The sequence below is a fragment of the Pedobacter polaris genome (genome assembly GCF_005116505.1).
Classification (GTDB): Bacteria; Bacteroidota; Bacteroidia; order Sphingobacteriales; family Sphingobacteriaceae; genus Pedobacter; species Pedobacter polaris.
Map to the genome: position 1 here is coordinate 51,195 of NZ_SWBR01000002.1, position 15,873 is coordinate 67,067.

The following is a 15,873-nucleotide window of genomic DNA, read 5'->3' on the forward strand; positions in this document are numbered from 1 at the left end:
AATGGCTTGTTAGTTAGGCCGGTTTGGTTTTTCTAATCTGCCAAAACTCACGAAAAATACAGAACCTTGACCTTCTATGCTGTCTAGCCAGATTTCCCCATTATGTTTTTCTAGAATACGCTTAACAATGGCTAGGCCAACACCCGTTCCTTCAAAGTCCTTACTGCCTGATGCCCTTGAAAACAGCTCAAAGATACTTCCATGTTCTTTCTTTGGAATGCCAATCCCGTTATCAGAAATTGAATAGACCACTTTATCATCAGTGGCAGTTCCAGATATATTAACTTTTGGATTTAGATTTTGTGCCGAATATTTGACTGCGTTTCCTGCGATATTCGAAAACACCTGCATAATCATCAGTTCATCGCCATAGATTTCTGGAGTTTGCTCAATCTCAATTTTTAAGTTGGGATTGTTCGCTGCAACAAGTAGATCATTTTTTAGCTCTTCTAATATCGCTGCCATATTAACAGGCCTCCCTTGAACCTTGGATTGTCCTACTTTAGAATATTCGAGTACCTCATCAATCATTTGTTGCATCTTGTTGGCGCCAACTTCTATTCTTCCTGCCACATGGCTGATCTTTTCTGCTGGCATTCCTCTTTGGATTAACTGGGCGTACGATTTGATGGTAGCAAGCGGGTTTTTGAGGTCATGGGAAATGGTATAGCTGAAAGTATCAAGTTCAGCATAGGCCTGACGAAGTTTTTCATTAACTACGCGAAGTTCGGTAGCTTTACGATTAATCGAATAGTTCACCTCATCTCGAAGGGAAAGTACAGCACTCAGCTCATACATCTTCCATGGGATGGCAGTGAGTTCAACCTGCTGTGACCATTCGTTGAAGGAGTTTCTAGGCGAGATCCTTGCTATTCCACTTTCATCTGTAGAAATGATTTTTTCGGGATTGCCTGCCCATTTAATAGTGCTAACCACTTCTGGTCGAAACCAGAGCATATATTCTCTTAGGTCTTTTCCGAGCCTGCAGGCAAGGAGTCCGCTAGCAGATTTTCTGTATTCGGCTGCTTTTGGATAGGCTAAGGTAAGATTAGTAGTCATAAAGTAACCATCAGTATAGGTCTTTTCGTCAAGCCAATCAATAAGCTTTTCGATAAAACTTTCCTCTGGAACGATACCCGAAGTCTGTAGTTTGCCATCATAGTAAAGCGCTGCACCTGTGCAGTCAATAACTTCGTTTAGTGAACAGTCTATGTTAAATAATGCCTCTTCAATAGTGCTGTTTCTTAGCAAATGGCGGGTAATGGTCTCTATGCATTGACGATGCTGATTGGAGTAGAGCTGCTCTTCTTCCTGTTCGCGAAAACTGATAGCTGAAGATAGTACCTGTCCAATAAGTTTGGCACTTTCGCGCTCAGAAAAGTTAATGAACTTTGGAGTATAGTTATGGCAGGCGATTAGTCCCCATAGCTTGTCTTGGTCCATTACCGAGACGCTGAAGCTGGAAGCTACACCCATGTTCTTTAGGTACTGGATATGAATTGGCGATACCGCCCTTAGGTTGCTAAAGGTTAAATCAAGTGGCTCTGCCTTTCCATCCTTTGCTAAGGTTAAAATGGGTGAGGGTGTGGTGTGCACATCTGCTATGAGCCTTACCAAATTGATCTTATAAAGATCACGTGCTTGTTTTGGAATGTCTGAGGCAGGATAATGTAGGCCCATCCAGGTTTCGATGCTGTCGATCTTAGCTTCTGCTACCACTTCACCATGGCCATCTTCGTGAAACTTATACACCATAACCCTATCATAATTGATGATCTTTTTGATTTGGTTGGCCGCATTGGAGAGCAGGTTCTCAAGTTTTTTGTCTGCTAGGATCTCTGAAAGCGAGCGGCCGATTGAACTCTGCAAGTTCTGTTGGAGCGCTGATGAAGATGGCTCAAAATCGATCAGGTAAAACCCCTTGTGTCGGTTGATGATGATGTTATAGTTGCTGCCGCTAATTTCCTTTTGGAATACGTGCGGGTTACCGCCACCATCGCTTAAATTGGCAAAACGGAGGATGGCCTCAAGGTCATAATCTGCTGAGCAGGTTAGGGTTATGTCTGCTATAGATTTGCCCAATAAGTCTGCAGCTTTTAGACCAGTAAAAGCTTCAATATTCTCGCTACAATGGGCAATTTTATAGGTGCTATCTACGGTAATTAAAAATCCGTGGCTCTGGATGGTGCCCGGAATGTGTATCGGTTCGGTATCGCAATTTTCTAGTGTAATCCCACTCATCATCATTGTCAAAAAAAAGAAAGATAGGATAAATTATATGTGAATATTTGCCTTACTCCTTCTGGGAGTATGGATATTTGTAGGGTTTTGGTTTGGTAATGATAATTTCTTCAGGGTTGAAGTAGATGGGAGCGTGTTCTGCTGATCCAGACCTGAGTATCTTGGTTTTCGCTCATGCACTGTTCTATAAGTTCTGGAGCATGCGCTAATTGTAACAATTGAATTAGCTTAAGGATAAAGTCATACTGGATATTTTGAATTGCGAGTAATTGAAGGGCAGTTTGAATAATTTGAATATCCTGTTCATTGGCTTTATTTTTAGAAAGCTTGAGCGGATTAAAGGTGAATATTAGGCTTTGTTTGCCTGCACTGCCACCGAGTAGTTTTGTTAGCAATTTTAACCTGCCAATATGGTTGTCAATCCCTGTCTGCTCCGGATCTAGTGCCTTCGCAAGTTCTGGTACCTGTGCCGCCTTTGATAATTTGTTGTAAGTCTTTGCGCAAACTTTATTGAATTCCATTTGAGATCCTATGGCTTCACTAAGTATATTGTTCAAATTTTCCTTTCCTTCCATGGCTAATTGGGCGAATGATTGCCGTCTAGATGCCCGTTATTTTGGTTTGGCTTTTCATCAATTTTATTGCCTTCGTTAGGAGGTATGCGCATCCCACTTTCACCAATGGTTTCTTCGGTTTTATTCCTTTTATAAAATTTGCTATCATCGAAATGATGATGGGCATAAAACTGCTGCTGGTCAAATTCTGCTATGGTTTCTTCTAACCTTAATGCAGCTGGACTTCCAATTACGTTTCGAATATATTGTTCGGTATTAGACCCAATTTCATCTTTGTTATATGCTGGAAGGGCAGTAAATTGATCGATATGGAGGTTTGGAAGGATAATTTCATCATCATTTGGATGAAGGCTTGCAATACCTACTGGAATCATGACTTTTTTATCTTCCAGGTTCATGCCGTTAGCAGTGAGGTCGATAACCAGGTATCGCACAGTCATCGCCTGTGTATCATAGAGTAGGTCTGTCACTTTTCCAAGGAAGGCCCCAGCCTCATTTTTTACTTCCCATCCGATTACGTCCTGTTTTGGATTTGGGATGTCGCTTTGTTGAAGTGATTGTAAATAGCTGTAAGTGTTGTTTTCCATGATTGATTTATTTCTAGTGTTGGTCTTTAATTGATTGGGTTGATGGCAATTTTGATGTACTCATTGTTGCCAAACGAATAGAGGTAAAGAAAAAGGTGATCCGGGAAATCTACAGTATCAACAAGTCCTTCGCAAATTTCCATAATAATTTCGTCGAAATTCTGATAAGGAGTAGCATAAACGATTAGGTTCTGCCCAGCGTCAAATTCTGCTGCAATGATATAATCTTCAAAATGGTTTAAGAAATGTTTCCTGTAGCGTTCCAGTCTTGGCCTAATCATGTTTATATTGTTGTGAGCAGTAAAAACAGTTTTTTTTAATGTTTGTTTTTGCAAAGCCTAAAGGAAAAATATTTTTTTGCTTTAATGTTCTGTTCATTCTTATAAACACCTGATATTGTGGGACTAGGTAAATACAATTAAAACTTGATTCTTTAGAGACTGCTGGCCGAAATTTTATCTTTCACTTTTTTATATTTTATTTGTACTACATATTGATGAAAAATCTCATTTTTGAACGATATTAGATTTATGGATATTAATGATTTAAGTAAGGATCTATCACCGATCATTTCCAATACCATGGCAGATTTGGTCGAAGTAAGGCTACGAGAGTACCTGAAAAAGAAATCCTTTAAGCCTGGTGATGCCCTTCCAAAGGAGCTTGAACTCGCAGAGGCCTTGGGTGTAAGCAGAAATGTATTGAGGGAAGCGTTGAGCCGACTGCGTATGTTAGGGATGATTGAGACCAAAAAAAAAAGAGGAATGGTTTTGGCCAGACCCGATATCCTGGGCACCTTTGAACGAGTTCTTGATCCACTAATTATAGACAACAGTACCCTGCAAGATATATTTGAACTCAGGCTTGTACTAGAAATGGGAATTGCCGAATTGCTCTACATCAGGAAAACGGACAAAGATATACGAGAACTGGAAAATATCGCCAAAAAGGAAATCAACCATGATCATTCCTTCCGAATCAAAAATGAGATCGCTTTTCATGGCAAATTGTATGAGATGTCGGGTAACGATACCTTAAAAAGATTTCAGATTATGCTTTTACCAATCTTCGACTACGTGGTTACCCTAGAACAGAAACCTACCCGTGGACTCGTTAGTCACCTAGATCTGGTAGAAATATTAAAGACAGGAACAGTAGAGGATTTCAAGAAGGGTATGCAGGCCCATCTGCAACCGCATTTCAATCGCCTTACATAAAATTACTTTAATCATTAAGTTAAATTATTGCCCGTGGACATTGTTCTCGGGCTTTTTTTGCACTATTGACATTGATAATTAATTTGTTACAGAAAATTTATTTGGATTTTTAAAAAATACTTCCCACATTTGATATGTCCTACATAAAGACTAAATACCAATTATATTAAACTGTTATGAACAAAAAAATTACGATTTGGCTGTTGGCCATGTTATGTCTTTTTGCACTTGAATCTCTAGCGCAAAATCCTGTTTTAGTTTCTGGAGTTGTAAAATCTGGTAAGGAAAAAGAGACACTGCCTGGAGTAGGTGTAAAACTCAAAGGAACAAATGTTGTTGCGGTTACTGATGTAAACGGTAAATTTTCAATCAGTGTTCCTGGTGGCAAGGGAACTTTGGTATTTACTTATATTGGAACTCAAAACAAAGAAGTTGAAATTAACGGACAGACAACCCTAGATGTAGCATTGGAAGACAATGTGAACAGTCTTACCGAAGTGGTAGTAGTTGGTTATGGAGAGCAATCAAGAGCTACGGTTACCAATTCAATTACCAGGATTGGTGCAAAAGAATTCGAAAATGCTCCAGCAGCTAATCCGCTTAACCAGTTGCAGGGTAAAGTTGCCGGACTTTCTCTTCAAGTTTCAAGTGGTCAGCCTGGTGCAAATCCGCAAATATTTATTAGGGGTGGAGCTTCTACTTCGCCAGAAGGAGATTCTCCATTATTTATTGTAGATGGTATTGTGGGTAGCATGAGAAATATCAGTGATATCAATGCAGATGATATCGAATCTATGCAAGTACTTAAAGATGCAGCATCAACTGCAATTTATGGTGCAAGGGCTGCTAATGGTGTAATTATCATCAAAACAAAATCTGGAAAGCTCAATACTAAACCTAGTATTAACTTTAGATATACCACCGGATTTGAAGAGCAGGGGAATGAGTATGATTTTACAAGTGCAGCAGATTATATCTATGTGAGTAGGTTAAATACACAAAAGTTCAATACTAGTAATCCTACACAATTCTTATCCAATGGTACCTATGGCATGTCTACAGGAAATCCAAGAAATAGTAAGAATACCTTAGAGTTTTTAGATACCTATATCACAAATTATGGCAAAGATTATGTTAGCAATTTGATAGATAACCAAGGATGGACTACAATGACCGACCCTGTCACAGGTAAAAAATTATTGTTTAAGGAAACCAATTATCAAAATGAGACTTTTCAAAACGCACGTAGAAATGAATATGATTTTAACGTAAGTGGCGGAACAGAAAAATCTACCTATTACATTAGCTTAGGGCATCTTAATCAAACCGGTATTGTATCTGGAACGGATTACAAAAACTATAATTTTTTAATCAACGGAACTTATAAACTTAGCGATAAATGGTCGTTGAATACAAATATCAACTATTTGCTTCGTCAGAGTAATGGCATTGGCAACATTCAGAATGTACTTTCTAGGTCAGTAACCATGCCTTTCACCTATCGTGATACTTATGAAAACGGATTGCCAGCACCTGGAGAAGGGGTTGCTTCATTTAGGAATAGGCAGCACGAAATCTATTACCGTGATCAGTATAGCGATAATAAAGTTTATCGATCTACTTTTAACTTAGGAGCAACTTGGGATATCCTTCCTGGTCTAAGTTTTAAACCAGCAGTATATTGGTTTACTACCGAAGGTCTTACCAATTCCTTTGAAGCTTACAATGAGGTAAACATCAATAGAAATGCAGCCTCAGAACATACTTTTATCAGGCAGGCACAGGTAGATGGAGTGCTTAATTATGTAAAGGATTTTGGCAGCAAGCACCATACGAGTTCGGTTCTTGGTACCAGTTACATCAATAATTATAACTACGGAGTTAATGCATCTGGATACGGAGCTCCAACTGATAACATCAGAACAGTAAATGCTACTTCACTATTAACCCAACGTAGTAGTTCAGATATCAGCTCTGATATCGTATTAAGCTTTTTTGGGAGGGTGAATTATGATTATGACCGCAAATATCTTTTCTCTGCAAGTTTAAGACAAGATGGTTCGTCTAAATTCACTTCTGAAAACAAATGGGCATTGTTTCCAGGTGTTTCTGCAGGATGGAACGTGCACAATGAAAAATTCTTTGACCCGATTAAAAAATATGTGTCAACCTTTAAATTGCGTTCAAGTTGGGGTCAGGCGGGGCAAAATGAGCTGTCAATCTTTGATACTCAAGGCCAATATAGTATAGGTAATACCTACCTAGGTGAGGTTGGTATTTTAAATACACGACTTGCCAACAAAGACCTAATTTGGGAAACTACAACTTCATTTGATGTAGGTGCAGATATTGGTTTGTTTAAAGACAGGGTTACTTTTTTGGTAGACTACTACAATAAAAGAACTTCCGATAGGATATTTAGCAAACCCTTAGATGCTACCTCAGGTTTCAGTTCTATAACCAGTAACTTCGGAACAATTCAGTCTGCCGGTTTTGACTTTGAAATCGCTGGTAAAGCAATCAAAACTAAAAACTTCTCTTGGGATATAAATCTTACCCTATCATTTAACAAATCAATAATTATTGATCTTCCAGAAAACGGAGAGCTTAAAAATAGAATTGGTGGAAACATCGTGTTCGATAAAAACTTAAATGATTATGTAAAAGTAGGCGGTACAGCAGAAGGAGAAAGATACGGTGGCAGGTGGGCTTACAACATGATAGGTGTTTATGCTACCGATGCAGATGCAGCAAATGCACCAAAAGATGTAGAAGCAAACAATCGTGTTAAAAAGGGTGGTGATGCTATTTGGGAAGATGTTGATGCAAATGGGATTATAGATGCAAGAGACATGGTTTTTATGGGTTACATCAGACCAGATAGAACTGGTGGTATCGTAAATACCTTTACTTACAAAGGGCTTTCTATGCGTGTTGTTGCAGATTTTGCAGTGGGCCATGTAATAGACAACTCTTTTAGGGGACGATCATTAGGTAGTGCTAGAAATAACAATATGACCCTAAGTGATGTAATGAGTGATAAGATCTGGAAGAATCAAGGTGATAATGCCAGTATTCCAAAATATACTGTTCAGAGTGATGCCGATTACAATTATAGAAATCACCTTAGAGGTGGTAATGGCCTAGCATCATCTTCTGGATATATTACAGCGAATTCAGCCTATCATTCAAAAGGAGACTTCCTTGCCTTTAGAGAGGTTTCCTTGAGTTACAGATTGCAGGCAGATTTTTTAAGAAAAGTACATATTGCTGGAGTGAATCTTTATGCTGGAGTATACAATATTGGCTATATCACCAAGTATGATGGTTTAATGCCAGAGATTTTTACTGGTAATGATCAGGGATCTTATCCTCGTCCGAGACAATATAATTTTGGAGCAACACTTACATTTTAAATCATGATGTTAAAGAAATATACAATGAGAAAGCAACTATATATATATACCGCTATCTGCTGTCTAGTTAGCTTCGCAAGCTGTAAAAAATTACTAGATGCACCACCAGTATCAAGCATCACCAATGAGTCATATTGGAAAGCTGAAGGTGATGTAACAGGATATATGACCGGAATCAATGCCGATTTCAGAAATCTGATGAACACAACTTTATATTTTGAAGATAGGAGTGATGTTTTTGTGCTTGGTTTAGAAGGAGCTACAAGTACAGCTTGGGCACAAAACTTAACCAGTTTAAACGCACCAAACTGGATCAATTTTTATAACCTGATCCACCATTGCAATTTGGTAATCAAATATGCGCCAACTATAACTACGGGTACGGCGGCCAATATTAACAGGGCGTTAGCACAAGCTTATTTCATTAGGGCACACACTTATTTTTCGCTGATTAGAACCTGGGGGAACGTGCCTATCGTACTGCAACCAACAGAAAGTGCTGAAACTGAACTTCCTGCTCGTTCGCCTGCAACTGAGGTAATGGCACTGATTCTTTCTGATATTGAGCAGTCACTCAAAAACTTCCCTGAAAATGGTTTTGTAAATAAAAACAAGGTTTCTAAGCCTGCTGCTAATGCTTTAAAAGCAGATGTATTGTTATGGAAGAATAAGGTGCTTTCTGGTACTAACGCTGATCTCGAAGGAGCAATTGCTGCAGCAGACTTGGCACTAGGAGCTGGAGTTTCTATTATAAGTGATTTTAGTAAGGTACATGCTACCGATAACCGTAAAAATGCGGAAATTATCTTTGCCTTTTATTTCCTACGTGATGAGAAATCTGACCAGTATGGCAGTAGATTAAAACCTAGAGATATTTTTGTTGCCGCGGCAACAAATGTTGCACAGTTGCCATTCTCAAAAAATGGGGCACGTAGTGTTTATGCGCCAAGTGCAAAAATTCAGAGTCTTTTTGCTTCAAATGATGTAAGAAAAGCAAATTCATTTATTGCTGCGGTTGATGCCTCGAATAATATTACTGGGGTATTCGATAACAAATTTAGAGGTACATTATATCCTGATGACCGCTATTACGAAAATGAGATTGTACTTTATCGTGCCGCCGAAATGATTTTGTTCAAAGCTGAGGCCTTGGCTGCCTTGAACAGAATTCCAGAAGCAAAAACCGAACTCGATAAGGTAAGAGGAAGGGCTGGCATCGGACCATACAACGGGCCTATGGACAAAATTTCTTTCGAAAAAGAACTACTTAACGAGCGTGCGAGAGAATTCTGGCTTGAACTGAAACGCTGGCCAGATCTGGTAAGGTTTCATTTTGGTGGAACCATCAATGTGTACAATGAAGTGCCTAACCTTTTAGGTAAATCAATTCCGTTGTTCTCCCCAATTCCCAATACCCAGATTTTCTTAAATCCGAACTTAAAACAGACAGAAGGCTATGCGAACTAAACAAACATATAAATTTCAATCGATCAGTTGCCTGATCGCAGTAACGTTAATTATATTTTCAAGCTGTGGTAAAGAAACTGGACCTATTGCAGAACCTAAGCCGGCACCTGCTCCAACAACAGGGAATACCAGTTACAATCATATCTATAAATCAAATGAAGGTGGTTATTATTGTTTCCGTATTCCTGCCATCATTAAAACCAAACAAGGTACTTTATTGGCTTTTGCAGAAGCAAGAAAAAACAATTGCGGTGATGAAGGAGATATTGATATGGTGGTAAAACGCTCTACTGATAAAGGCAAGACTTGGAGTGCATTGAGCGTAATTTGGACCGATGGAGAAAATACCTGCGGCAATCCTGCACCTGTTGTAGATGAAGCAACAGGTAAAATACACCTGCTCATGACCTGGAATTTAGGGACTGACGATATTTCTACAATAAATAACGGTACAAGTAAAGACACCAGAAGAGTTTATAAAACTTCATCTGTAGATGATGGTGTAAGTTGGGTCGCGCCAATAGAAATTACCACTGATGTAAAACTTGCAGCTTGGGGTTGGTATGCTACTGGACCATGTCATGGTATTCAAATTAGTAAGGGTACTTTCAAAGGAAGACTTGTAATCCCATGTGATAATATTGAAAAAGGCGCTGGAAGAAAAGGGTATTCACATGTGATTTATTCAGATGACAATGGCAATACTTGGAGATTAGGAGGAGTAACACCACCGATTTCAGTTAACCCTAACGAAAGTACAGTTGCAGAACTTGCAGATGGTAACTTAATGTTAAACATGAGAGTATCAGGTAATAACAACTTAAGAATGAAGAGTGTAAGTACAGATGGAGGGATTACGTGGTCGGTACCTGTAGATGCGCTTGGGCTTGTAGATCCTGTTTGCCAAGGAAGTCTGGTTTCGGGAACTGTTGGTGCCCAGCATACACTTTTCTTTTCCAATCCATCAAGTATTACACGAACGAATATGACTATAAAGATGAGCACTGATAATGGTGTCACTTGGCCAAAAGCTTATTCGGTATTCACGGGTATGGCGGCTTATTCAGATCTAGTAATGATTGAGAATAATGAAATTGGTATATTGTATGAGGCAGGAGTATCAAGGTTTTCTGATGGAATTGCCTTTAGGAGTGTAAATGTTTCAGAAATCAAGTAACTATGGTAAATCAAATCAAAATATTGTTTTTATTGTGTTCGATGCTGTTTTTTGTATCGGTAAATGCACAGGACCATATTTCTCAACAGAAATATCAATTACCTCTTTTAATTGGAAAAGATTTAAATCCGGTGTTACGTTTGGCTATAAATGTTAACAAGGATAAACCTTTAAGTGGGCTTGCGATAAATGTTCCTATCAATGGAACAGATATAGATGAAGTTCAACTTTTTTCACTTGATCAGGATTCGGCATTTATCACAACAGCTAAATTGGAAAAATTGATTCCAATAGCAAAGGTTAATGTGAGTAAGTCTAAAGAATTGCTACTCAAATTCAATAAACCTTTAAAATCAGGGCAGCATTTTTTCTGGCTTACATTAAAACTTAAAGACAAGGCAGATCTTCAGCATCGAATTAACTTAACAGTAAGTACGGTTATTTTAGGCGACAAAAAAATCAATGTTCGTCAACCAGTTACGCCAATTAGCCAGTATGTTGCTGTGGCTTTACGTCAACATAATCAGGAAAATGTGCATACACACCGCATTCCAGGCATCGCAACAGCAAAAGATGGAAGCTTACTAGCAGTTTATGATGCTCGAAGAACCAAAGGAGGTGATTTGCAAGGAGATATTGATATTGGTTTATCAAAAAGTATCGATAAAGGCAAAACCTGGCTTCCTATGCAAGTTGTGCTTGATATGGGTGCATGGGGCGGACTTCCAGAAAAATTTAATGGTGTTTCTGATGCTTGTATTCTGGTAGATAAAAATACGGGAGACATATTTGTAGCAGGCCTTTGGATGTATGGCGTAATCAATAAAGATGGTAAATGGGTTGAAGGTTTGAATGAACAGAGTACCGATTGGAACCACCAATGGCGAGATAGGGGATCACAACCAGGTTTTGATGTTAAACAAACATCACAATTTATGATTACCAAAAGTTCTGACAATGGAAAAACCTGGAGCAAACCATTGAACATTACCAAAATGTGTAAAAAAGAAGAATGGTGGCTCTGGGCACCTGCACCTGGTGCAGGTATTACTTTAAAGGATGGTACGCTGGTTTTTCCAACGCAGGGAAGAGATGCAACAGGTAAGCCTTTTTCAAATATTACCTACAGCAAAGATCATGGAGTAACTTGGCAAACCAGTGCAGCGGCTACAGACGAATCGACAACAGAAAACATGGCTGTTGAATTATCGGATGGTTCAGTTATGCTAAACATGAGAGCAAATTCGAATCGTACTGATACCAGTATAAATAATGGACGAGCAATAGCAGTAACCAAAGATTTAGGTAAAACCTGGACAATCCATCCAACTTCACATAAAGCTTTACAAGAACCAACCTGCATGGCTAGTATTTTACGCCATGATTATTCAATTGGTAAAGTGAAAAAATCAATATTGCTTTTCTGTAATCCAGATTCAAAGATTGCTAGAAATTACATTATGCTAAAAATGAGTAGTGATGATGGCAAATCATGGGAACGAAAAGTACTATTTGATGAATGGAAGGGTCGCGGATATTCTTGTATAACAAGCGTGGATGAACAAACAATTGGGGTTTTGTATGAAAGCAGTCAGGCAGATCTTGTCTTTCAAACGGTTAAATTAAAAGATTTGCTATAATAGATTTAGGATATAAAAATGAATAAGATAAAAGGACTAATTGCTGCAACTTTTGCAGCCTACAATGCAGATGGCAGTATAAATCTCTCAATAATCCCAGCAATTGTAGATAAAATGATAAACGATGGACTGACAGGTGTTTTCATCTGCGGAACAAATGGTGAAGGACCAAATCTTACCATCGAGGAACGCATGCAGATTGCAGAAGCATACGTGAAGGCCGCTAATAAACGTATTTTGGTTTTGGTGCATGTTGGGCACAGTTCTATTGCAGAATGCAGGAAACTAGCTGCCCATGCGGAGCAGATCGGTGCAGATGCCATATCTTCTGTTGCAGCATTCTATTTCAAACCTACCTCTGTTAAAAACTTGGTGAATAGCATTGCCGAAATTGCTTCGGCAGCGCCGAATACGCCATTCTATTATTATAACATCCCTACTTTAACAGGGGTTGCAATGGATATGGTAGATTTTTTAGAGCAGGCAGAAAAAGCCATTCCAACATTAGCTGGCATTAAATATACCGCTTCCACCTTACATGAATATCAGGCTTGCCTAGCTTATAAAAATGGCAAATTTGATATACTTTTTGGTTTTGATGAGATGTTGCTTCCAGCTTTAGCTGTTGGTGCCAAAGGTGCAATAGGAAGCACTTATACTTTTGCAGCACCACTTTATCTAAAGGTGATTGAACTTTATGAGCTAGGCAAAGCCGAAGAGGCTGCTGCCATGCAACTGAATTCTGTAAATATGGTGCGTTGTTTGGTAAAATATCCGCCAATTCCGGCGCAAAGAGCCATCATGAGAATGGAAGGTTTTGAATTAGGCAATTGTAGGTTGCCACTAGTGCCATTAAGTAAGACAGATGAAGAAAATTTTAAAGCCTCATTAGAGGAGATAGATTTTTTTAATATAGTTAACAGTGTAGCCATTTTGTAAAACTGATTGTATGAAACTTAAATTTTTACCAGTAATAGTCCTGATCTTATTTGTATTGGGTTGTAAAAAAGATGAACTCTCTAAAGAACTTAAACCCAACTTTAGTGTTGTTTCCCAACAAATATTAGCGGGAGAAAGTGTAGTGTTCAGTGATCTTTCCGAAGGACAAGCTTCTTCATGGAGTTGGGAATTTGAAGGTGGTACACCAGCAGTATCAGAGCTTTCTGGTCCAACGGTAACCTATAACCAACCTGGCACTTATGCGGTAAGCCTTACTGTGAAAAACAGTGCTACTACTGCGGTAGAGAAAAAGACGGCATACATTACGGTAAGCTACCGTGACATTACAGCTGATTTTACTGTGGCTACAACTTCGATAAAACAAAACGAAAGTATAACATTTACCGATAAAAGCCTTGGTATGCCTACCCAATGGGCATGGGAATTTAAATCAGGCGCTACAGTATTAACTTCTACAAGCCAAAATCCGTCGATGATATTTACTGTTCCAGGAGTATATACAGTTACTTTAACTGCAACCAATCCAAAAGGTGCTCAAACCGTAACTAAAACAAATCTGTTAACTGTTGTTGATATTACTTCTGTGGAAGCTAATTTTGACAGTGATCAAACGGCCACTTACACGGGAGGTAGTATTAAATTTAACGATAAATCTATTGGTACAGCAACCGCTTGGGCTTGGACCTTTGAAGGTGCTTCTGTTGGTAGTTCTACAGTTCAGAACCCAACGGTAAGTTACGCAAGTCCTGGACGCTATAAGGTAAAACTTGTGGCCTCTAATACAGTTAAAACCTCTACAATTGAAAAAACTGCCTATATCTTGGTTGTTCCTGGTGGATCGCTGACAGCATTTTATCCACTCAATGGAAGCATTAATGATGCGGGTCCATCCAAATTGGTTTCAACACCTGTGGGTACAGTTGGCTTTGAAGCAGACCGTACCGCGGCAGAGGGTAGAACTGGAATTTTTGGCAGCACTGGTGGCTTTATTGTACCAGATAATGAGGCGATGAACTTCGGAACTGGAGATTATTCTGTATCGGTTTGGGTTAAAACATCAACTACTACAAGAGGTATGATTTGGCAAGAAAGTGGTGCAAAAGGTTCGAAAGATAACCAAACATGGGTACGTATTTTAAATTCTGCGACCCAGGTAACTTCATTTTCTACAGAGGATGAAATCAATGGCTCTAGTATCCATTTGAACAATGCAAATGATGGTGCAGTAGCATCTATGAATGATGGTGCTTGGCATCATATTGTAACAACTAGAAAAGGTACATTAACTGCAATATATATAGATGGTGTAAAAATTAAGGAAGCTACAGCATCTGGTATAAAAAATGTTTCAAACCAAAGTCCATTTAAAGTAGGTTTGCAAGAAGGGACAGGAGGCTATAATAATCAATATAATGGCTTAATGGACGATCTGATCATCTACAAAAAAGCATTGACACAAGCTGAGGTTACTGCGCTTAAGAATTTATAATGATTAAACTACACTATCTATTTATACTCCTTTTTATGGTTACAACACTAAATGAAAATATAGTGCAGGCACAGACTGTGCAAAAATTTGATTGGCAACAATTACCTAGTATTCCTGATCAAATTGGCTTTGCAGGCTCTTTTGCTGGTGTTGCAGGAAACGTGTTGTTGGTTGCAGGTGGTGCTAACTTTCCAGATGGCGGCGCACCATGGACAGGATCAAAAAAGGCATGGAGCGATCAAATATTTGCTTTAGAAAAACATGGGGGGACTTGGAAGAAAATTGGAAATCTTCCAAAAAAAATGGGATATGGAGTGTCTGTAAATTATAAAGATGCTTTCATACTGATAGGCGGAAGCAATGAGCAAGGGCATCATCTGGATGTGGTTAAACTCCATTACATCAGTGGAAAATTAAATGTTGAGCGCTTGCCAGATTTACCTCAACCTATTGCAAATACTAGCGGAGTGCTGCTGGGTGATGTTATCTATGTAATGGGTGGCATACTTTCTCCTGATTCGAAAATAGCCGGAAATAACTTCTGGAAACTTGACCTATCTAAGGAAAATAAAGTATGGGAAGTTTTACCAAATTTGCCGGGAGAACCCCGGATGTTGAGCGTTGCTGGTTCGTTGAATGGCTCAATATATCTTTTTAGTGGGGTAGCACTGGTTGATGGGCAAAGAAAATACCTAACAGATGCTTACCAATATACGCTTAAGAATGGTTGGAAAAGGATTGCAGACCTGCCTATTACTGTAGCTGCAGCACCAACACCAGCCTTTGCTAGCAAGAATCAGCTATTTGTTTTTGGAGGAGATGATGGCGTTCTTGCGTCAAGTGCTGCTGCACTAAAAGAGAATCATCCTGGGTTTTCAAATCAAATCTTGGCTTATGACCCAGTGAAAAATATTTGGTGTAAATCAGGAGAGATTGATACAGTTAAAAAAGGTGATGCAGTGAACAATCCGAACGGAAGTATTTGGGCTCCGGTAACTACCACCTTAACCATTTGGAAAGGAAATGTAATTTTACCGGGAGGTGAGGTAAGGCCTGCAACCCGTACACCAAATGTACTAATGGCCAAACCTACTATGAATTAAT

12 protein-coding genes are annotated in these 15,873 nt (G+C 38.9%); 8 read left to right on the forward strand and 4 right to left on the reverse strand.

All coding sequences use genetic code 11. The annotated features are described in order from the left end of the window. Positions 1-9 precede the first annotated feature (9 nt). From FA048_RS06615 to FA048_RS06630, 4 genes are all read right to left on the reverse strand, one after another. Positions 10-2,247, reverse strand: a complete 2,238-nt coding sequence (locus FA048_RS06615) for an ATP-binding protein (RefSeq protein ID WP_136839460.1) — start codon at positions 2,245-2,247, stop codon at positions 10-12. 104 nt (positions 2,248-2,351) lie between these two features. Next, a complete protein-coding gene (locus tag FA048_RS06620; protein WP_136839461.1) occupies positions 2,352-2,816 on the reverse strand; it encodes a DUF892 family protein in 465 nt (154 codons plus the stop codon). A 2-nt stretch (positions 2,817-2,818) separates the two neighbouring features. After that, positions 2,819-3,403 carry a PRC-barrel domain-containing protein gene (locus tag FA048_RS06625; RefSeq protein WP_136839462.1) on the reverse strand — a complete coding sequence of 195 codons (585 nt, stop codon included), beginning with the start codon at positions 3,401-3,403 and terminating at the stop codon, positions 2,819-2,821. 26 nt (positions 3,404-3,429) lie between these two features. Further along, complete coding sequence (locus tag FA048_RS06630; protein ID WP_136839463.1) at positions 3,430-3,684, reverse strand: hypothetical protein; 255 nt, start codon at positions 3,682-3,684, stop codon at positions 3,430-3,432. A 231-nt stretch (positions 3,685-3,915) separates the two neighbouring features. Here FA048_RS06630 and FA048_RS06635 point away from each other — a divergent pair, with 231 nt between their 5' ends. The 8 genes from FA048_RS06635 (at position 3,916) to FA048_RS06670 (ending at position 15,872) form a co-directional block, all read left to right on the forward strand. Further along, positions 3,916-4,620: a FadR/GntR family transcriptional regulator gene (locus tag FA048_RS06635; protein WP_225872497.1), complete on the forward strand. Its 705-nt coding sequence runs from the start codon at positions 3,916-3,918 to the stop codon at positions 4,618-4,620. A gap of 176 nt (positions 4,621-4,796) precedes the next feature. Next, positions 4,797-8,036 carry a SusC/RagA family TonB-linked outer membrane protein gene (locus FA048_RS06640; protein ID WP_136839464.1) on the forward strand — a complete coding sequence of 1,080 codons (3,240 nt, stop codon included), beginning with the start codon at positions 4,797-4,799 and terminating at the stop codon, positions 8,034-8,036. A 24-nt stretch (positions 8,037-8,060) separates the two neighbouring features. Beyond that, complete coding sequence (locus FA048_RS06645; RefSeq protein ID WP_136839465.1) at positions 8,061-9,503, forward strand: RagB/SusD family nutrient uptake outer membrane protein; 1,443 nt, start codon at positions 8,061-8,063, stop codon at positions 9,501-9,503. Continuing rightward, entirely contained in the window at positions 9,493-10,680 is a 1,188-nt protein-coding gene (locus FA048_RS06650) for a sialidase family protein (protein ID WP_136839466.1), read from the forward strand. The genes FA048_RS06645 and FA048_RS06650 overlap by 11 nt, the downstream gene beginning before the upstream one ends. A 2-nt stretch (positions 10,681-10,682) precedes the next feature. After that, a complete protein-coding gene (locus tag FA048_RS06655; RefSeq protein ID WP_136839467.1) occupies positions 10,683-12,320 on the forward strand; it encodes a sialidase family protein in 1,638 nt (545 codons plus the stop codon). 18 nt (positions 12,321-12,338) lie between these two features. Then, the gene (locus FA048_RS06660) at positions 12,339-13,259 is read left to right on the forward strand and encodes a dihydrodipicolinate synthase family protein (protein WP_136839468.1); all 921 of its coding nucleotides are present in this window, start codon (positions 12,339-12,341) and stop codon (positions 13,257-13,259) included. A gap of 10 nt (positions 13,260-13,269) precedes the next feature. Next, positions 13,270-14,769: a PKD domain-containing protein gene (locus FA048_RS06665; protein ID WP_136839469.1), complete on the forward strand. Its 1,500-nt coding sequence runs from the start codon at positions 13,270-13,272 to the stop codon at positions 14,767-14,769. Further along, complete coding sequence (locus FA048_RS06670; protein ID WP_136839470.1) at positions 14,769-15,872, forward strand: galactose oxidase; 1,104 nt, start codon at positions 14,769-14,771, stop codon at positions 15,870-15,872. The genes FA048_RS06665 and FA048_RS06670 overlap by 1 nt, the downstream gene beginning before the upstream one ends. The last annotated feature ends 1 nt before the right edge of the window (position 15,873 follow it).